The organism is Burkholderia sp. Ac-20353 (assembly GCF_017104785.1).
Lineage (GTDB): Bacteria > Pseudomonadota > Gammaproteobacteria > Burkholderiales > Burkholderiaceae > Burkholderia.
Genome location: NZ_JAAGPL010000019.1, coordinates 20,092 through 38,051, shown reverse-complemented (window position 1 = coordinate 38,051; position 17,960 = coordinate 20,092). Strand labels below are relative to the sequence as shown.

Here is a 17,960-nt window from a genome sequence, read left to right as displayed (position 1 = left end):
GGCGCGCCGGGACGAGCGTCACGCGTGCTGCAGATCGCGCAGGAAGTTGTCGCGCCACACCGACACGTTGTTCTCGCGCAGTTGCGCGATCATGTCCGCATAGCGCGCGCGCCGTTCGGCGAGCGGCATCGACAGCGCCCGCGACAGCGCTTCGGCCATCCCCGCGATGTCGATCGGATTGACGATCAGCGCGCCCGTCAGCTCGCGCGCGGCGCCCGCGAAACGCGACAGCACCAGCACGCCCGGATCGTCCGGATTCTGCGCGGACACATATTCCTTCGCGACGAGGTTCATCCCGTCGCGCAGCGGCGTTACGTAGCCGACGCGCGCGAGCCGGTACAGCGCGGCGAGCAACTGGCGGTCGTACTGCCGGTGGATATAGAGGATCGGCGCCCAGTCGAGCTCCGCAAAGCGTCCGTTGATGCGGCCCGACTCCGCTTCGAGCTGCAGGCGGATATCCTGGTACGCGCGCAGTTCCGCGCGGGTCGACGGTGCGATCTGCAGGAACGACACGCGATTGCGGTGCGACGGTTCGTGCTCGAGCAGCTTCTCGAACGCGCGGAAGCGCTCGACGAGCCCCTTCGAGTAATCGAGCCGGTCGACGCTCATGATCAGCTGGCGGCCGCGCAGCGACGTCGCAAGCGTGCGCACGGCCTTGCCGTGTTCACCCGCCTGCGCGAGCGACGCGATCTCGTCCGGATGCACGCCAATCGGATACGCGGCCGCGCGCAGCGTTTGCCCGAACGCGCGCACGGTCACCGTGCGTGTGTCGCGCTCGATCGTACCGTCCGCCTCGGATTCGACGTAATCGCAAAACGCGCGCAGGTCGGGTTCGGTCTGGAAACCGAGCAGGTCGAACGCACACAGCGCCTCGACGAGCTCGCGATGCGGCGGCACGTTGACGAGCACCTGTGCGGCCGGAAACGGAATATGCAGGAAAAAGCCGATGCGGTTCTTCACGCCGGCCGCACGCAGCGCGCGGGCAAACGGGATCAGGTGGTAGTCGTGCACCCAGATCACGTCGTCGTCCTGCAGCAACGGCACGAGTTGCTGCGCGAGCCACACGTTCACGCGCGCGTAGCCTTCGAACTCGTGGCGGTCGTACTGGATCAGGTCCGCGCGGTAGTGGAACGCGGGCCACAGCGTCGCGTTCGAGAACCCGCGGTAATACTGCTCGTAGTCGCGCCGCGACAGGCCGATGGTCGCGAACGTGACGGGCCCGTGCTCCTCGACGCGGATCTGCGGCGCGCCGGACGCGACCACCTCGCCGCTCCAGCCAAACCACATGCCGCCGGTTTCCTTCAGCGCGTCGTACACGCCGATCGCAAGCCCCCCCGCCGCCGGCTCGCCTTCGGAAATCGGCGCGACGCGGTTTGAAACGATGATCAGACGGCTCATGCGGGCTGCGTTCCCGTGCCGAGCCATTGCGCGATCTGCGCGTGCAGTGTGTCGACCGAGTCGAGGCGCGTACGCGCGGACGTCTCGCCCGCGCCGACCTTGATCGACAGGCCGCCGCGCGCGTTGACGACCGCAAAGCCCTTCTCGTCGGTCAGGTCGTCGCCGGCGAACACCGGCCTGCGACCGGCGAATGGCGGCTCGTCAAGGAACGCGGCCAGCGCGCGCCCCTTGTCGACGCCCTTCGGCTTGATCTCGAACACCATCTTGCCCGGCTGCAGCACGTACGCATCCGCGTAGTCGGCCACGAGCCGCTCGGTGGCCGCGCGCGCGACCGGCTCGCGCTCGGGCGAGTTGCGGAAATGCAGCGCAACCGCCGCACCCTTGATTTCGAGCAGCATCCCCGGATTGCGGTCGACGACAGCCGCGAGCTCACGCTCGATGCGCAACAGGCGCGCGTCGTTGAAGCCGATGCGCTGCGTGTCGCCGTTTGCATCGCGCCGCTCCGCGCCGTGCAGGCCCGCGACCGGCAGGTCGGGCATCTTCAGGAACTGGTCGATGCTGTCGATGCCGCGCCCGGACAGGATCGCGACCGCGCCGTGCGAGCGACGCCGCAGTTCGTCGAGCAGCGTGAGCAGGGACGGCGGGACGTGAATGCTGTCGGGCGTAGGCGCCAGCTCGACGAGCGTGCCGTCGAAGTCGAAGAAGAACGCGGTATCGGTCAGGGACAGGGAAGCCGGAATGGATTGCATCGATTCGATAGTCCGGGCGGCGGCCCACAGGCCCGCCGCTACGCGTAAGGAATTGTGCGCATCTTACCGCGCCTTGGGCCCGAGATGGTCGAAACCGGTGCGCGGCGCACGGTTCGCCGCGTGGCGCGGCATCTGCGACATTTTGCCCCGATCGCATGTATCGGACATGTTTCGAACGAACGCAGCCGTGCGAATTGCGCTACATTCGGCGCTGCATTCGCAACCGCCGGCCGCGCGACGTATCGCGACACATCGCAACTCATCGCGCCGCACCGGCCGTGCGACCGTTCTGTCCGATCGAGCCCCTGGATGTCGCCTGCCCGTCCCGCGCCGCACCGGCGCCTCTCACGCCTCGTCCGCACCGGCGCGGCCCTCGCCGCCGCCGTGGCGCTTGCCGCCTGCACGCACGGCGAGCCGCCGTGGCACCTGACCGACGTGACCGGCCACCTGCCCGACCTGTCGTTCACGCTGACGGGCGGCGACGGCCGGCCGGTCGACGCGTCCGCGTACCGCGGCCAGGTCGCGCTCGTCTATTTCGGCTACACGCATTGCCCGGACGTCTGTCCGGAAACGATGGCGCGGCTGATGGAAGTCCTCGCGCAACTCGGCCCGCAGGCACGCGACGTGCGCATCCTGTTCGTATCGGTCGACCCCGCGCGCGACACGCCGCAGCTGATGCAGTCGTATGTCGCCGCGTTCGATGCCGAGCACGCGCGCGGGCTGACCGGCACTGACCGCCAGATCGAATCGCTCGCGAAACGCTATCGCGTCGCGTACCAGATGGAAAAACGCGATCCGTCCGGCGGCTACGAGGTGACGCACAGCTCGGCCGTCTACGTTTTCGATGCCAACGGCCGCGCGCGCCTGCTCGCGACCGACCGCGACAAGCCCGACGCCATCGCCGCCGACGTGCGCCGGATCCTCGACAACGCCTCATCCACCTGATCCACCTGAGCCCCCAACAAATGACGACGAAACTCAAGACGCTCGCCTTCCTCGCCGCGCTGTCCGTCGGCGCACACGCGTTTGCCGCCGGCGCGATCACCGCGCAGAACGCATGGGTGCGCTGGCTGCCGAACAAGCTGCCCGCGGGCGGCTACGTGACGCTCGTCAACGCGAGCGACAAGCCGGTCGATCTCGTCGACGTCGACAGCCCCGACTACGGAATGACGATGCTGCACCAGACAGTGTCGAACGGTTCGACGCAGAAGATGGAAATGGTCGACAAGCTGACGATCCCCGCGCGCGGCAAGGTCGACATCGCGCCGGGCGGCTACCACTTCATGCTCGAGGAGCCGAAGCACGCGATCAAGCCGGGCGACACCGTCCGCCTGCGCCTGAAGTTCTCCGACGGCGAAACGCTCGACACGCCGTTCGCGGTCAAGTCGCCCGCGCAGGCGAAGTAACGCCGCACGATGAACCTCCTGTACTGGCTCGATCCGTGGGAGCCGTCGCCGACCGTGGTGATCGCGGTGCTGACGGCCGCGGTGCTGTTTGCGCGCGGCGTGAAGAAGGCGAAGGTGTCGCCGCTGCGGCAGTTCTCGTTCTGGCTCGGGCTGACCGCGCTGTACGTCGCGCTGCACACGCGGCTCGACTACTTCTTCGAGCACGAGTTCTTCCTGCACCGCGCGCAGCACCTCGTGCTGCACCACCTCGGGCCGTTCTTCATCGCGCTCGCGTATCCGGGCGCGGCGATCCGCGCGGGCATCCCGTTCCGCTGGCGGCAGCGCTTCGTGCGCCCTGCGCTCGCGTGGGCGCCGGTGCGCGCGACGCTCGACGTCGTGTTCAACCCGGTCGTCGCGGTCGTGCTGTTCGTCGGGCTGATCTATTTCTGGCTGCTGTCGCCGATCCACTTCGTCGCGATGCTCGACTGGCGACTCTATCGCGTGATGAACTGGAGCATGGTGATCGACGGCCTGCTGTTCTGGTGGCTCGTCGTCGATCCGCGCCCGGCGCCGCCCGCGCGGCTGTCGCCGGGCCGCCGGATCCTGGTCGTCGTCGCGGCGATCCCGCCGCAGCTCGTGCTCGGCGCGCTGATCTTCTTCACGCCGCACGAGCTGTATCCGATCTATTCGATCTGCGGACGCGCGTTCACGTGGCTGAGCCCGCTGCGCGACCAGCAGATCGGCGGGCTGCTGCTGTGGATTCCCGGCTCGATGATGAGCGTGATCGGGGCATTGATCGCGCTGCGGCACTGGCTGCGGCTATCGGCGCGCGGGCGCCTGCTGGACGAACGCGTGGCGAAGCGCGACGCCGCCGGCCCGGCGGTCGCGCGCACCCTGCCCACCGCGGACTGACGCGGCGCGCGCCGCGGCCGCAGCGACGTCACACGCGCGCGCTGCGCATCCACACGTGCGGGATGCCATCCTCGTCATGCACGTCGGAACTCGGCGCAAAGCCGAACGCGCCGTAGAAGCGCTGCAGATGGGCCTGCGCATGCAGGCTCACGGGGGTCTCGGGCCATTGCGCGCGGATATGCTCGAGCGCGCGCGACAGCAACGCGTTGCCGAGGCCCGCGCCGCGAAACGCGGCGGTCGTCAGCACGCGGCCGATCCGGACATCGGGATCCTGCGCGTCGGGCAGCAGCACGCGCAGGTAGCCGGCGAGCCGCCCGGCGTCGTCATAGGCAGCCAGATGCCATGCCGCCTGGTCCGCGTCGTCGATATCGCGGTACACGCAGTTCTGTTCGACGACGAACACCGCGCTGCGCGCCTCGAGGATCGCGTAGACCTCGCGCGCCGACAACGCGTCGAAGGATTTCCAGCGCCAGTCGAGCGCATCGGTGGCGGGCGGGTTTGCGGCAGAGACGGGAGCATTCATGTGCGATCCTGATTCGGGGCACGCCGGCCGGCGCGCGGCAATCGACGATTATGCCCCGAAGCGCACGCGACGCGCGACCACCCCGCCGATACCCGCGCTGCCGATACGACAGCGGGCCCCGCATTGCGCGGGGCCCGTCCGTCACGCGGGCATCCTGCCGAAGCGGCCGCCGTTGAAGTCGTCGATCGCGGCGCGGATTTCCTCCTGCGAGTTCATCACGAACGGCCCGTAACCGACGACCGGCTCGTCGATCGGTTCGCCGCTCAGGATCAGCAACTTCGCGTCGCCATTCGCTTCGATCTCGACGTCACGACCGTCGCGGCTCAACTGCACGAACTGCGCTTCGCGCGCGACCGTTTCGCCGTTCACGAGCACCGTGCCGCTCAGCACGACCACCGCGAGCGTGCGCCCTTCCGCGACCGGAAACCGCGCGCGACCGCCGGCCGCGAGCCGCACGTCCCACACGTCGATCGGCGTGTGCGTGCGGGCCGGACCGCGCCGCCCGTCGAGTTCGCCCGCGATGATCCGCGCACGACCCGCGCCTTCCGGCAGCTCGACCACCGGGATGTCCGCGTTCAGCAGCGTCTGGTAGCCGGGCGCCCCCATCTTGTCTGCCGCGGGCAGGTTCACCCATAGCTGGACCATTTCGAGCGGCCCGCCCTGCTTCGTGAACGCCTCCGAGTGAAATTCCTCGTGCAGGATCCCGCTCGCGGCCGTCATCCACTGGACATCGCCGGGGCCGATCACGCCGCCCGCGCCCGTCGAGTCGCGGTGCGCGACCTCGCCGTCGTAGACGATCGTGACCGTCTCGAACCCGCGGTGCGGATGCTGGCCGACGCCGCGTGGCGCCGCGCCCGACGCCGGCTCGAACGTTGCCGGCCCCGCGTAATCGAGCAGCAGGAACGGGCTCAGATGCGCGCCATGCGACTGGTAGCTGAACATCGAGCGCACCGGAAACCCGTCACCGACCCAATGGCCGCGCGGCGCACTGAACACACCCTGGACCTTCTTCATCTTCCTCTCCGAATTGCGGCGAAACCCGTGTTTCGCGTCCTGGAAAGGAATATAGGATCGGCACGATCGATTCGGTAGACGGCAAAAATCGCACTCAGCGTTCTATTTATTGAACGATTGCCGGCGGGATCTGAACGATCTCCATCACTTCGGGCAGGTGGTCGACCGCGCGCGCTGCACGTCGTCGGCATGTGCCGTAGACTGCCACATGCGCGCATCGCGCAATTTCGACAACCATTCCGCATTCCCGCCATGTTCACGCTGTCCAACGACCCGCACGCCTCGAAGGCCGACCAATACGCGACGCTCGTCGAGCAGGCCCGCTCGCTCGTCGAATCGGAACGCGACCTGATCGCCAACGCCGCGAATTTCGCCGCGCTCGTCTATCACTCGCTCGACCGGCTCAACTGGGCCGGCTTCTATTTCTTCGACGGCACCGAACTCGTGGTCGGCCCGTTCCAGGGCAAGCCCGCATGCGTGCGGATCGCGCTCGGCAAGGGCGTGTGCGGCACGGCCGCGCAGACGCGCGACACGCAGGTGGTGCGCGACGTGCACGCGTTCCCCGGCCACATCGCATGCGACGCGGCGTCCGAATCGGAGATCGTCGTGCCGCTCGTCGCCAACGACGGCACGCTGATCGGCGTATGGGATGTCGACAGCCCGGTTGCCGCGCGTTTCGACGACGATGACCGACAAGGAATGGAAGCGCTGTGCCGCGTGTTCGTCGAACACGCATGGGAGAACGCGCGCCGCTGAGCGGTGCGTGACGATCGCGATCGCAGGTGGACGAACGCCGCCGCGATCGCGGCATGATGTCTGGCGAGCAATGGAAAAAAGAAAAGCCCCGCATTTGCGGGGCTTTTTCTGGAGGCGCGAGCCGGAGTCGAACCGGCCTAAACGGCTTTGCAGGCCGCTGCATAACCGCTTTGCTATCGCGCCGTAAGCGGACTGTTCACTCGCCGTGCCGGCAAGCGACAGATTTTATTGATGACCGTCGGTCGATCAAATAAAAAGGGAAGCTTTGCTTCCCCAGTATCTGGAGCGGGAGACGAGTCTCGAACTCGCGACCTCAACCTTGGCAAGGTTGCGCTCTACCAACTGAGCTACTCCCGCATTGTCCTGCATGTGCAACGCCTTGCCGTATAACGCGCCGCCAGAAAACCTGGAGCGGGAGACGAGTCTCGAACTCGCGACCTCAACCTTGGCAAGGTTGCGCTCTACCAACTGAGCTACTCCCGCATTGTCATGCCTATGCAGCGCTTTGCCGTACAACACGCCGCCAGAAATCTGGAGCGGGAGACGAGTCTCGAACTCGCGACCTCAACCTTGGCAAGGTTGCGCTCTACCAACTGAGCTACTCCCGCATACCGCCTGACTTCTGCTCCGTCGCACTTGCTTTGCAGTGCAGCGGAGAAGCGAGATTATGTCGAAGGCACATTCCAGTGTCAAGCGTTTTTCGCGCCCTTTTTCCAAAAAGGTTCTCGCGCACCCAACGCAGCTCGCCTCACACGCGGCTGCGCTCGCGAATCTGCGGCCATGCGAGCTTCATGTAGTACAGCATCGACCAGATCGTCAGCACCGCCGCGAGATACATCAGCCACTCGCCCCACACGCGCGTGTCGATCGTCGCGAAGCCGAGCGGCAGCGGCCCGTAGTACAGCAGCATCGGGATCGCGATCATCTGGCAGGCGGTCTTGAACTTGCCGAGCTGGTTCACCGCGACGCTCTTCGACGCGCCGATCTGTGCCATCCATTCGCGCAGCGCGGAGATCGCGATCTCGCGGCCGACGATCACGAGCGCGATCGCCGCGTCGACCCGCGTGATCTGCACGAGGATCAGCAGCGCAGCCGTCACCATCAGCTTGTCCGCGACCGGATCGAGGAACGCGCCGAACGATGACGTCTGATTCCACTTGCGCGCGAGGTAGCCGTCGAACCAGTCGGTCAGCGCGGCGAGCACGAAGATCAGCGCAGCCGCCAGATTGCGGTGCCCGGGCGCCATCACCGTGTCCGGCAGATAGAACACGCCGACGACGAGCGGAATCAGCACGATCCGCACCCACGTCAGGAAAATCGGAAAATTGAACGGCATGGCATCCGGGACAGTAAAGGATTCGCAATTGTGCCGCGTCGACCGCCCTGCTACAAGCGAAGCGGCCGGCCGCGCGGCGCGGGTCAGTGCAGCTGCCTGTAGATCTGTTCGGCGAGCGCGCGCGAGATGCCCTCGACGCTTGCGAGTTCGTCGATACTCGCCGCGACGACGCCACGCAGCCCGCCGAACCGGGCGAGCAGCCGCTGCCGGCGTTTCGCGCCGACCCCTTCGAGCTCTTCGAGCCGCGACGTCTGGCGGGCCTTCGCGCGCTTCGCGCGCATGCCGGTGATCGCGAAGCGGTGCGCCTCGTCGCGAATCTGCGCGACGAGCATCAGCGCGGCGCTCTCCTTGCCGAGTTCGAGCGGCGTGCGGCCGTCGGCGAACACGAGCGTCTCGAGCCCGACCTTGCGCCCCTCGCCCTTCGCGACGCCGACCAGCATCGACGTATCGAGACCCAGCTCGGTGAACACCTGCCGCGCGATCTCGACCTGGCCCTTGCCGCCGTCGATCAGCACGATGTTCGGCAGCAGGCTCGCGGCCTCGGCCTTATGCGTCGATTCGGCGTCGATGCCGGCCGCCTCGTCGGCGGACGCGGCCTGCGCCGCCTGCTCGACCATCTTCTCGTAGCGGCGCGTCAGCACCTGGCGCATCGCCGCGTAGTCGTCGCCGGGCGTGATGCCGGTGATGTTGTAGCGCCGGTATTCGCCGGACTGCATCTTGTGATGGTGATAGACGACGCACGACGCCTGGGTCGCCTCGCCCATCGTGTGGCTGATGTCGAAGCACTCGATCCGCAACTGCGCGAGATCGTCGCTCTCGAACGCGAGCGTATCGGCCAGCGCGCGCGTGCGCGCCTGCTGCGAGCCCTGCTCCGACAGCAGCCGCGCGAGCGCGAGGCTCGCGTTCTGCTCGGCCATCGACAGCCACGCGCGCCGCTGCCCCTGCGGCTGCCGCACCAGCGACACCTTGTGGCCGGCCTGCTCGGACAGCAACTCGAGCAGGTCGCGGCTTGCGGGCGCGTGGCTCACGACGAGCACCGGTGGCACACGGTTGCCGAGGTAGTGCTGCGCGATGAACGCGTCGAGCACCTCGGCCTCGACCGATACCGGCGCACTGCGCGCTTCGACCGCTTCATTGACCGCTTCATCGGCCGGTTGGTCGGCCGCTTCATCGGCCGGCTGGTCGGGCAGCACCTCGCCGGCCGGCTCTGCGGCGTCGTCGAGACCGCCTTCCGCAAGCGTCAGCGCGCTCTCGACGTGCGTCGGGAAGTACGCCTTGTCGCCGAGATGCCGGCCGCCGCGCACCATCGCAAGATTCACGCACACCCGGCCGCCCTGTGCGACCACCGCGAGGATGTCGACGTCGCTGTCGCTGCCGACCTCGATCGCCTGCTGGTGCAGCACGGTCGCGAGCGAGCTCATCTGGTTGCGCACGGCCGCCGCCTGCTCGAACTTCAGCTCGGCTGCAAAGCCGTGCATCTTCTGTTCGAGCTCCTTCATCACTTCGGACTGCCGGCCGAGCAGGAAACGCGCGGCATTCGACACGTCGCGCGCGTAGTCCTCGTCGGAGATCGCGCCGACGCACGGCGCGGTGCAGCGCCCGATCTGGTGCAGCAGGCACGGCCGCGTGCGGTTGTTGAACACCGAATCCTCGCAGGTACGCAACTGGAACACGCGCTGCAGGATCTGGATGCTCTCGCGCACGGCCCACGCGCTCGGGAACGGCCCGAAATACTGGTTCTGCTTGTCGACCGCGCCGCGGTAATACGCCATCCGCGGAAAGCGATGCGCGGTGAGCTTCAGGTACGGATACGACTTGTCGTCGCGAAACAGGATGTTGTAACGCGGCGCGAGCGCCTTGATCAGGTTGTTCTCGAGCAGCAGCGCTTCCGCTTCCGAACGCGTGACGGTCGTTTCGATACGCGCGATGCGCGTGACCATCATCGCGATGCGCGGCGACAACTGCGTCTTCGTGAAATAGCTCGACACGCGCTTTTTCAGATCGCGCGCCTTGCCGACGTAGAGCACGGTGCCCGCCGCGTCGTAATAGCGGTACACGCCGGGCAGGTGCGGCAATTGCGCGAGGATCTTCTTCGGTTCGAACGAGGCTTCGGGGGCTTCGGGGGCGTCTGGGGATGTCATGCGTGATCCGGGCGCTGCATGGCGCTAAACGGGTCTATTAGAATCGCCAGTTTAGAGCATTCCACCCGCCCGCTTCGATGCCACGCACTGCCTCCCGTCCCCAAGTCCCGTCCTCGTCCCCGTCCACGCCGGACGAGCCGCTCGCCTGCGACATCTTCTGCACCGTCGTCGACAACTTCGGCGACATCGGCGTGTGCTGGCGCCTCGCGCGCCAGCTCGCGCACGAGCACGGCTGGCAGGTGCGCCTGTTCATCGACGACCTGCACACGTTCGCGCGCCTGCTGCCCGGCGTCGAGCCCGACGCGCGGCGGCAGACCGCCGATGGGGTCGTGATCGAACACTGGCACGCCGAGGTCGGCGATTCACTCGAGATCGCCGACGTCGTGATCGAGGCGTTCGCGTGCGAGCTGCCGGGCGCGTATCTGGCGGCGATGGCGCGCCGCGAACGCCGGCCCGTGTGGATCAATCTCGAGTACCTGAGCGCCGAGGACTGGGTCGCGGATTTCCACCTGCGGCCGTCGCCGCATCCGCGCTACCCGCTCGTCAAGACGTTCTTCTTCCCCGGCCTGTCGGCCGGCACCGGCGGCGTGCTGAAGGAGCGCGACCTCGATGCGCGCCGAGCGGCGTTCGACGCGCACGCACAGGCCGAATGGTGGCGGCGCGCGACCGGCGACGCGCCGCCCGCGCCCGGCACGACGGTCGTGAGCCTGTTCGCGTACGAGAATCCCGCCGTCGACGCGCTGCTCGCGCAGTGGCGCGACGGCGCGGCGCCCGTCGTCGCGCTCGTGCCGGAGGGGCGCGTGTCGCCGAGCGTCGCGCGCTTTTTCGGGGTCGAGTCCGGAGCTGAATCCGGGGTTGCGTCATTCGGCGCCGGCGCGCAGGCGCGCGCCGGCAACCTGACTGCGTACGGGCTCGCGTTCGTCCCGCAGGCCGACTACGATCCGTTGCTGTGGGTCAGCGACCTGAATTTCGTGCGCGGCGAGGATTCGTTCGTCCGCGCGCAATGGGCGCGCCGGCCGTTCGTCTGGCACATCTATCCGCAGGCCGACGACGCGCACCTGCCGAAGCTCGATGCCGCGCTCGCGCACGTCGGCGCCGGTCTCGCCGCTGCGCCGCGCGACGCCCTCGCCCGCTTCTGGCATGCATGGAACGGCGCCGGCACGCCTGACTGGGCCGATTTCTGGCAGCACCGCGCAGCGCTGCAGGCGAACGCGGCCGGCTGGGCCGACGCGCTGGCCGCCGTCGGCGATCTCGCTGGAAAGCTGGCGGAATACGCAAAATCTCAGTTAAAATAAGCGGTTATCCGACGGCTGACCACGCAAGCGCTCGCTTTTGGGGCATCCCGGAACGTACGCTTGCGCCGTCCGCCGTTGCGCAACGCTCAGGCACCCTTTATTTGATTTGATCAGGACAGTTTTTTTATGAAGACCGCACAGGAACTCCGCGTAGGCAACGTCGTGCAGATCGGCAGCGACGCATGGGTCATCTCGAAGACGGAATACAACAAATCGGGCCGTAACGCCGCCGTCGTCAAGATGAAGATGAAGAACCTGCTGAGCAACGCAGGCCAGGAATCGGTCTACAAGGCGGACGACAAGTTCGAGGTCGTCGTGCTCGACCGCAAGGAAGTGACGTACTCGTACTTCGCCGACCCGATGTACGTGTTCATGGACGCCGACTACAACCAGTTCGAAGTCGAAGCGGAAATGATGGGCGACGCGCTCAACTACCTCGAAGACGGCATGGCGTGCGAAGTCGTGTTCTACAACGAGAAGGCGATCTCGGTCGAACTGCCGACGGTCCTCGTGCGCGAAATCACCTACACCGAGCCGGCCGTCAAGGGCGACACGTCGTCGGGCAAGGTGCTGAAGAACGCGAAGCTCGCAACCGGTTTCGAACTGCAGGTTCCGCTGTTCTGCAACACCGGCGACAAGATCGAAATCGACACGCGCACGCACGAATACCGCAGCCGCGCATAATCGCCGAGCGATTTATGTGTCGAACAAAGCGCCCTTCGGGGCGCTTTTTGTTTGTCCGGGCCCAACAGCGCGCGGCCGACCGGTAGAGAGAAGCACAACAAAATCCACCGGTAAAGATATTCAATTTGTATCATCGGTAACTGTTTTATAGCGACCGAGAAATAATGTACGTCACGCGTACAGTGGGGCATAAAATCAGTTTTTAATCTGGATATGCGGCTGCGGCAATTAATGCCGACGGCCCGCCTCTTTTGACACGACACGCGTCCACCATGCCACACGCCCTGATTGTCGAAGACGATCCCAATAGCCTGTCCGGACTCACCGCGCTGCTCGCCGCGGACGGCTTCTCGGTCGACACGGCAACGTCGCTCGCCGAAGCGCGCACCGCGCTCGGCCGCTCGATTCCCGATGTCGTCCTCGTCGACCTGAATCTGCCGGACGGCAGCGGGTTCGACCTGCTTCAGCACCTGCCGCAGCAACAGCCGAACGGTTCGCTGCCCGTCATCGTTCTGACCGGCAATGCGACCGTCGAAAGCGCGATCGAAGGCCTGCGTCACGGTATCTGGGACTACCTGCTCAAGCCGATCAACATTCCGCGCCTGCGCAGCCTGCTCGCACGCATTCCCCGCCCGTACGAACTGATCGACGAAGTGCAGTCGCTGCGCGCGTCGCTGCGGCATCTCGGCCGCTTCGGCGCGCTGGTCGGCCGCAGCGAGCCGATGCAGCACGTGTACGACATGATCGAGCACAACGCACGCACCGAGACAGCCGTGCTGTTCTCGGGCGAAGCCGGTACCGGCAAGAAGCTGGCCGCGCGCACGCTGCATGACCTGAGCCGCCGCCGCAAGGGGCCGTTCGTCGCATTCGACTGCCGCTCGCTAGCACTTGCGGGGCGTCATGGCGCGTCGCTCGACAGCGTGCTGTTCGGCCACGAGCGCGGTGCGTTCGACGGCGCCGAGCGGCGCGAGTCGGGCCTGTTCGAACAGGCCGGTGGCGGCACGCTGTTCCTCGACGAGGTCACCGCGCTGCCGCTCGCGCTGCAGGAAGCGCTGCTGCAGGCGCTCGATTCGCAGAACTTCATGCGCATCGGTGGCACGAGCGCGGTCGCGAGCGACTTCCGGCTGATCGCCACCACGCGCCGCCCGGCACGCGAGGCGGTCGCGAACGGCACGCTGCGCGAGGATCTGTGGCTGCGTCTCGATGCGGCATCGATCACGATGCCGCCGCTGCGCGAACGCGACGGCGATGCACTGTCGATCGCCGACGCGCTGATCGACGAACTGAACCGCGATGCGCGCGCGACCGGCCGCAGCACGACCGACAAGCGCGCGGCACCGGGCTTCGTGCGCGAGTGCCTGTCGTACGAATGGCCGGGCAACGTGCGCGAACTGCAGGAGCGCGTGCGCTTCGCGTACGACGCGTCCGGCGACTTCATCGACTCGCTGCGCGCCGGCGAAGCGAGCTTTTCGGCCGGCGCCGCGCTGAACGGCAGCAGCGTGCAGATCAAGGTCGGCACGCCGCTGTCGGACGTCGAAGACCTGCTGATCCGCGCGACGCTCGACGCGGTCGGCGGCACGCGCCATCGCGCGGCGACGCTGCTCGGCATCAGCCCGAAAACGCTGTACAACAAGCTGCAGCGGATGAAGGTGGATTGACGGGTGGAAGAACGGCCGGCCGGGTTCGGCTGGCCGTTGGTTGCGGCCGCAACGGCCTATTATGCGTCGCTTACGCGAACGCGCTGCTCAACAGCGCCTGTGCGCGCAGATACTCGGGCTGCGCGACCAGCTTGTCCCATTTGATCGGCTTGCCGCGCGCACGCATCCGCTTGATGCGGCTCACCGATTCCGGCGACGGCTGCGCCTTCAGTTCGTTCAGCACGCTTTCGGCGGCATCCGGCTGGTTGCAGACGAGCACCATGTCGCAGCCGGCGCCGAGCGCGGCCTCGGCCGCCTGCGTGAGCGTGCCGCCCTCGCGCGCCGCCTCCATCGACAGGTCGTCGCTGAAGATCGCGCCCGTGAAACCGAGCCGGCCGCGCAGGATGTCCTGCAACCAGACCCGCGAGAAGCCGGCGGGCTGCGCGTCGACCTGCGTGTAGATCACGTGCGCGGGGATCACCGCCGCCAGCGACAGGCCGAGCCAGTCGTAAGGCGCGACGTCCTGCTTGAGGATCGTGTCGAGCGGCCGGTCGTCGGTCGGCAGCGCGACATGCGAATCGGCTTCCGCGAAACCGTGCCCGGGAAAATGCTTGCCGCAGTTCGCCATCCCTGCGAGCGAGAGCCCGTGGTTGACGCTCTTCGCAAGCATCGTCACGACGCGCGGGTCGCGGTGGAACGCGCGATCGCCTATCACCTTCGAGTGGCCGTAGTCGAGATCGAGCACCGGCGTGAAGCTCATGTCGATCCCGCATGCACGCAATTCCGCGGCGAGGATGTAGCCGACCGCCGTCGCGACCTTCGTCGCATGCAGCACGTCCTGGTCCCACAGCTCGCCGAGGCGACGCATCGCGGGCAGCACCGTGAAGCCGTCGGTGCGAAAGCGCTGCACGCGGCCGCCTTCGTGGTCGACGGCGATCAGCACGTCCTCGCGGATCGCGCGGATCGAGTCGGTCAGCGCGGTCAGCTGCGCGCGGTTCTGGAAATGCCGCGCGAACAGGATCACGCCGCCGGTGTTCGGATGGGCGAGACGGCGCGCATCGTCGCGCGTCAGGGCCGTGCCGACGACGTCGAGCATGACCGGGCCGGGAGTCGTTTTCATCGAATCGGGAGTCCGTCAGGAAGTGGTTCGGGAAACCGGCGGGGCCGGAGTCGGCAAGTCGGTCTCGGCGACCACGAACGACACCGCGTAGTCGCGCTCGTCGCTGACCGTCACGCGGGCGGTGATGCCGCGCGCAGCGAGCCACTCGGCCAGTTCGCCGGACGCGACGATATACGGTTCGCCGCTCGGTTGGTTGAGGGTTTGCAGTGCGCGCCACGTCATCGGCCAGTGCATGCCGAGCCCGATCGCCTTCGAGAACGCTTCCTTTGCAGAGAAGCGCGTCGCGAGGAACGCGATGCCGCGCGCCTCGGAGCGCGCACGGCGGGCGTGGAACACGCGCAGCTCGTCGGGCCCCAGCACTTTCTCGGCAAACCGCCCGCCGGTGCGCTCGAGCACCGCCGCGATGCGGCTCACCTGGACGATGTCGGTGCCGATGCCGTAGATCGTCATGCGTTCAGCGTTCAGCGCGTGCCGTGCAGCGCCGCCACGCGCGCCGCGACCATGATCGCCTTCATCTCGCGCACCGCGTTGTCCCAGCCCGCGAAGATCGCATGCGCGACGATCGCATGGCCGATGTTCAGCTCGACGATGCCGTCGATCGCGGCGATCTGCTGCACGTTCGTGTAGTGCAGGCCATGCCCCGCGTTCACCTTCAGCCCGAGCTGCGCGCCTGCCTGCACGCCCGCGACGATCCGCTCGTATTCGCGCTGCTGCTCGGCCGCGTCGTGTGCGTCCGCGTAACGGCCCGTGTGCAGTTCGATCACTGGCGCGCCGGCTTCATGCGCGGCGCGAATCTGCGTGTCGTCCGGATCGATGAACAGCGACACGCGCACGCCCGCGTCGGCGAGCTGCCTGCACGCGGCGCTCACGGCCTCGAAGCGGCCCGCGACATCGAGGCCGCCCTCGGTCGTCAGCTCCTCGCGCTTCTCGGGCACGAGGCACGCGTCGTGCGGCTGCACTTCGCATGCGATGTCGAGCATTTCGGTCGTCACCGCACATTCGAGGTTCATTCGCGTCTTCAGCAGCGGGCGCAGCTTGCGCACGTCCGCGTCGACGATGTGCCGGCGGTCCTCGCGCAGGTGCAGCGTGATCGCGTCGGCGCCGGCCTCTTCGGCGGCGAGCGCCGCGCGGATCGGGTCCGGATAGGTCGTGCCGCGCGCGTTGCGCAGCGTCGCGACGTGGTCGATGTTGACGCCGAGATCGATGGCGGTGGGCGAAGTCAGGAAGAAGCTCATAGATTTTGCAGGTCGATCAGGATCTGGCGCGTCGCGAGCGGCGTGCCACCGAGATAGGTGTTCAGCAGAAAGCGCATCAGCGTCTTGCTTTGCGCGACCGTCTGGGCTCGATGGTAATCGTCCTGCTCCATGTCGAGCAACGTCTGTCCTGTCACCACCGGCCAATGCGACGGCACGTCGTCGTCCGCGTTGCGCACGCCGCGCTCGGGATCGAACACGTACAGGCGGTCGGCCTCGACCGCGCGGCGCGCGACCGTGCGGTTCAGCGCCATCGCATAGCCGGTCTCGCGCAGCAGCACGCGCTCGAACGAGCGCAGCACCTGCACCGCGGGCTCGCCGTGTGCGAGACGCGTGAGCGTCACCACGTAGTGATTGAACAGTGGCGGCTGCGGATCCTCGCGCGCGCAGAACTTCACGAGCAGCTCGTTCGCATAGAAGCCGCACAGCAGCGCATCGCCGCCGAGCGGCAGCATCCCGCCGACCCATTCGGCGCCCGTCAGCGTGCGCATCTCCGACTTGCCGGACCACGACAGCAGCAGCGGCTGGAATGTCTGCAGCACGCCGCGCAGCGCGGAATGCGGGCGCTTCGCGCCCTTTGCGACGAGCGCGAGCCGGCCGTGATCGCGCGTCAGCACGTCGACGATCAGGCTCGTTTCGCGATAGGGATAGCTGTGCAGCACGAACGCCGGCTGCTCGGCGACACGGAAATCGGACGTGCGCGACGTCGCACGCCGCGCCTTGCGTGGCGGTGCGGGGGGCGCGGCAGCCGGCGCGTCGTCCGCGCCGGGCGCCGCCGCGTCTTCGGTCGACGTCAGTGCGTCATTCGCACCGTCATTCGTACCCATAGGCACGAAGCCCCGCTTCGTTGTCGGCCCAGCCACTCTTCACCTTGACGAAGGTCTCGAGATAGACGGGGCCGTCGAACAGCCTTTCCATGTCCATCCGCGCCTCGGTGCTGATCTGCTTGAGCTTCTCGCCCTTCTTGCCGATCACCATCGCCTTGTGCGAATCGCGCTCGACCAGGATCGTCGCGAAGATGCGCTTCAGGCGCCCCTCTTCCTCGAACTTGTCGATGATGACGGTGCTCGTGTACGGCAGTTCGTCGCCGGTCCAGCGGAACACCTTCTCGCGCAGGATCTCGGCCGCGAGGAAACGCGAGCTGCGGTCGGTCAGCTCGTCCTCGCCGTAGATCGGCTCGCCTTCGGGCAGGTACGGCTTGATCGTCTCGAGCAGGCGCTTGATGTCTTCCGGCCGCTGCGCCGACAGCGGCACGAGTTCGGCGAATTCGCGCAGCGCGCTCATCTTCTCCATGAACGGGAACAGCGTCGCCTTGTCGGTCACGCGGTCGATCTTGTTCGTGATCAGCAGCGTCGGCATGCCGGGCGGGATCAGGTCGAGCACCTTCTGGTCGTCGGGCCCGAAGCGGCCGGCCTCGATCACGAACAGGATCAGGTCGACCGACGTCAGCGTCGACGTGACCGCGCGGTTCAGCGAACGGTTCAGCGCGGTGCTGTGACGGGTCTGGAAGCCCGGCGTGTCGACGAACACGAACTGCGCGTCGTCGAACGTGTTGATGCCGGTGATGCGGTGGCGGGTCGTTTGCGCCTTGCGCGACGTGATGCTGATCTTCTGGCCGACGAGCGCGTTCATCAGCGTCGACTTGCCGACGTTCGGGCGGCCCACGATCGCGATCATGCCGCAACGGAAACCGGTAGGAGCGGGAGTGTTCATATCGATTGGGAAACAGGTTCGGAACCGGCCGCGCGGCGCGCGGC

The 17,960-nt window shown here is 67.2% G+C and carries 18 protein-coding genes and 4 tRNA genes; 7 read left to right on the top strand and 15 right to left on the bottom strand.

What is annotated here, in order from left to right:
- Positions 1–18 precede the first annotated feature (18 nt).
- Together otsA and otsB are read right to left on the bottom strand one after the other, a co-directional pair.
- Complete coding sequence (gene otsA / locus G3N94_RS09510; RefSeq protein ID WP_205792127.1) at positions 19–1,398, bottom strand: alpha,alpha-trehalose-phosphate synthase (UDP-forming); 1,380 nt, start codon at positions 1,396–1,398, stop codon at positions 19–21.
- Positions 1,395–2,147, bottom strand: coding sequence for a trehalose-phosphatase (gene otsB, locus G3N94_RS09505; RefSeq protein ID WP_205792126.1), 753 nt, complete (start codon positions 2,145–2,147; stop codon positions 1,395–1,397). Before otsB ends, otsA begins: the two co-directional genes overlap by 4 nt.
- Positions 2,148–2,456: 309 nt before the next feature.
- Between otsB and G3N94_RS09500 the strand changes: the two genes are divergently transcribed.
- The 3 genes from G3N94_RS09500 to G3N94_RS09490 are packed head-to-tail and all read left to right on the top strand — an operon-like array spanning position 2,457 to position 4,444.
- Complete coding sequence (locus G3N94_RS09500; RefSeq protein ID WP_205792125.1) at positions 2,457–3,092, top strand: SCO family protein; 636 nt, start codon at positions 2,457–2,459, stop codon at positions 3,090–3,092.
- Between the two features lie 20 nt (positions 3,093–3,112).
- Complete coding sequence (locus G3N94_RS09495) at positions 3,113–3,553, top strand: copper chaperone PCu(A)C (protein WP_205792124.1); 441 nt, start codon at positions 3,113–3,115, stop codon at positions 3,551–3,553.
- A 9-nt stretch (positions 3,554–3,562) separates the two neighbouring features.
- On the top strand, positions 3,563–4,444 hold the full coding sequence (locus G3N94_RS09490) for a cytochrome c oxidase assembly protein (protein WP_205792123.1): 882 nt from the start codon (positions 3,563–3,565) through the stop codon (positions 4,442–4,444).
- A gap of 28 nt (positions 4,445–4,472) precedes the next feature.
- On the opposite strand, the gene G3N94_RS09485 is transcribed toward G3N94_RS09490, so the two are convergent.
- Positions 4,473–4,967 (bottom strand): GNAT family N-acetyltransferase, encoded by a 495-nt coding sequence (locus G3N94_RS09485; RefSeq protein ID WP_205792122.1) that lies wholly within the window; start codon positions 4,965–4,967, stop codon positions 4,473–4,475.
- Between the two features lie 141 nt (positions 4,968–5,108).
- Positions 5,109–5,981: a pirin family protein gene (locus G3N94_RS09480; protein ID WP_205792121.1), complete on the bottom strand. Its 873-nt coding sequence runs from the start codon at positions 5,979–5,981 to the stop codon at positions 5,109–5,111.
- Positions 5,982–6,233: 252 nt separating this feature from the next.
- Here G3N94_RS09480 and G3N94_RS09475 point away from each other — a divergent pair, with 252 nt between their 5' ends.
- Positions 6,234–6,737: a GAF domain-containing protein gene (locus G3N94_RS09475; protein ID WP_205792120.1), complete on the top strand. Its 504-nt coding sequence runs from the start codon at positions 6,234–6,236 to the stop codon at positions 6,735–6,737.
- A 109-nt stretch (positions 6,738–6,846) separates the two neighbouring features.
- Here the strand turns inward: G3N94_RS09475 and G3N94_RS09470 are convergent.
- The 6 genes from G3N94_RS09470 to uvrC form a co-directional block, all read right to left on the bottom strand.
- A tRNA-Cys gene (locus G3N94_RS09470) sits at positions 6,847–6,920 on the bottom strand.
- A 98-nt stretch (positions 6,921–7,018) separates the two neighbouring features.
- Positions 7,019–7,094, bottom strand: a tRNA-Gly gene (locus G3N94_RS09465).
- A gap of 50 nt (positions 7,095–7,144) precedes the next feature.
- A tRNA-Gly gene (locus G3N94_RS09460) sits at positions 7,145–7,220 on the bottom strand.
- Positions 7,221–7,269: 49 nt separating this feature from the next.
- Positions 7,270–7,345, bottom strand: a tRNA-Gly gene (locus G3N94_RS09455).
- 140 nt (positions 7,346–7,485) lie between these two features.
- Positions 7,486–8,073 carry a CDP-diacylglycerol--glycerol-3-phosphate 3-phosphatidyltransferase gene (gene pgsA / locus G3N94_RS09450; RefSeq protein ID WP_205792119.1) on the bottom strand — a complete coding sequence of 196 codons (588 nt, stop codon included), beginning with the start codon at positions 8,071–8,073 and terminating at the stop codon, positions 7,486–7,488.
- An 83-nt stretch (positions 8,074–8,156) separates the two neighbouring features.
- Positions 8,157–10,214 (bottom strand): excinuclease ABC subunit UvrC, encoded by a 2,058-nt coding sequence (gene uvrC, locus G3N94_RS09445; RefSeq protein WP_205792118.1) that lies wholly within the window; start codon positions 10,212–10,214, stop codon positions 8,157–8,159.
- A 77-nt stretch (positions 10,215–10,291) separates the two neighbouring features.
- On the opposite strand from uvrC, the gene earP reads away from it, so the two are divergent.
- The 3 genes from earP to G3N94_RS09430 all read left to right on the top strand — a co-directional run bounded on the left by earP (position 10,292) and on the right by G3N94_RS09430 (position 13,851).
- The gene (gene earP / locus G3N94_RS09440; RefSeq protein ID WP_205792117.1) at positions 10,292–11,509 is read left to right on the top strand and encodes an elongation factor P maturation arginine rhamnosyltransferase EarP; all 1,218 of its coding nucleotides are present in this window, start codon (positions 10,292–10,294) and stop codon (positions 11,507–11,509) included.
- A 126-nt stretch (positions 11,510–11,635) separates the two neighbouring features.
- Entirely contained in the window at positions 11,636–12,193 is a 558-nt protein-coding gene (efp, locus tag G3N94_RS09435; protein ID WP_205792116.1) for an elongation factor P, read from the top strand.
- 272 nt (positions 12,194–12,465) lie between these two features.
- On the top strand, positions 12,466–13,851 hold the full coding sequence (locus G3N94_RS09430) for a sigma-54 dependent transcriptional regulator (RefSeq protein WP_205792115.1): 1,386 nt from the start codon (positions 12,466–12,468) through the stop codon (positions 13,849–13,851).
- A 70-nt stretch (positions 13,852–13,921) separates the two neighbouring features.
- On the opposite strand, the gene nagZ is transcribed toward G3N94_RS09430, so the two are convergent.
- The 5 genes from nagZ to era are packed head-to-tail and all read right to left on the bottom strand — an operon-like array spanning position 13,922 to position 17,916.
- Positions 13,922–14,950 carry a beta-N-acetylhexosaminidase gene (gene nagZ, locus G3N94_RS09425; RefSeq protein WP_205792114.1) on the bottom strand — a complete coding sequence of 343 codons (1,029 nt, stop codon included), beginning with the start codon at positions 14,948–14,950 and terminating at the stop codon, positions 13,922–13,924.
- A gap of 15 nt (positions 14,951–14,965) precedes the next feature.
- Positions 14,966–15,400, bottom strand: coding sequence for a holo-ACP synthase (gene acpS, locus G3N94_RS09420; protein WP_205792113.1), 435 nt, complete (start codon positions 15,398–15,400; stop codon positions 14,966–14,968).
- An 11-nt stretch (positions 15,401–15,411) separates the two neighbouring features.
- Positions 15,412–16,185: a pyridoxine 5'-phosphate synthase gene (gene pdxJ, locus G3N94_RS09415; RefSeq protein ID WP_205792112.1), complete on the bottom strand. Its 774-nt coding sequence runs from the start codon at positions 16,183–16,185 to the stop codon at positions 15,412–15,414.
- Entirely contained in the window at positions 16,182–17,030 is an 849-nt protein-coding gene (gene recO, locus G3N94_RS09410) for a DNA repair protein RecO (RefSeq protein ID WP_205792111.1), read from the bottom strand. The genes pdxJ and recO overlap by 4 nt, the downstream gene beginning before the upstream one ends.
- Entirely contained in the window at positions 17,017–17,916 is a 900-nt protein-coding gene (gene era, locus G3N94_RS09405) for a GTPase Era (protein ID WP_205792110.1), read from the bottom strand. Before era ends, recO begins: the two co-directional genes overlap by 14 nt.
- Between the last annotated feature and the right edge of the window lie 44 nt (positions 17,917–17,960).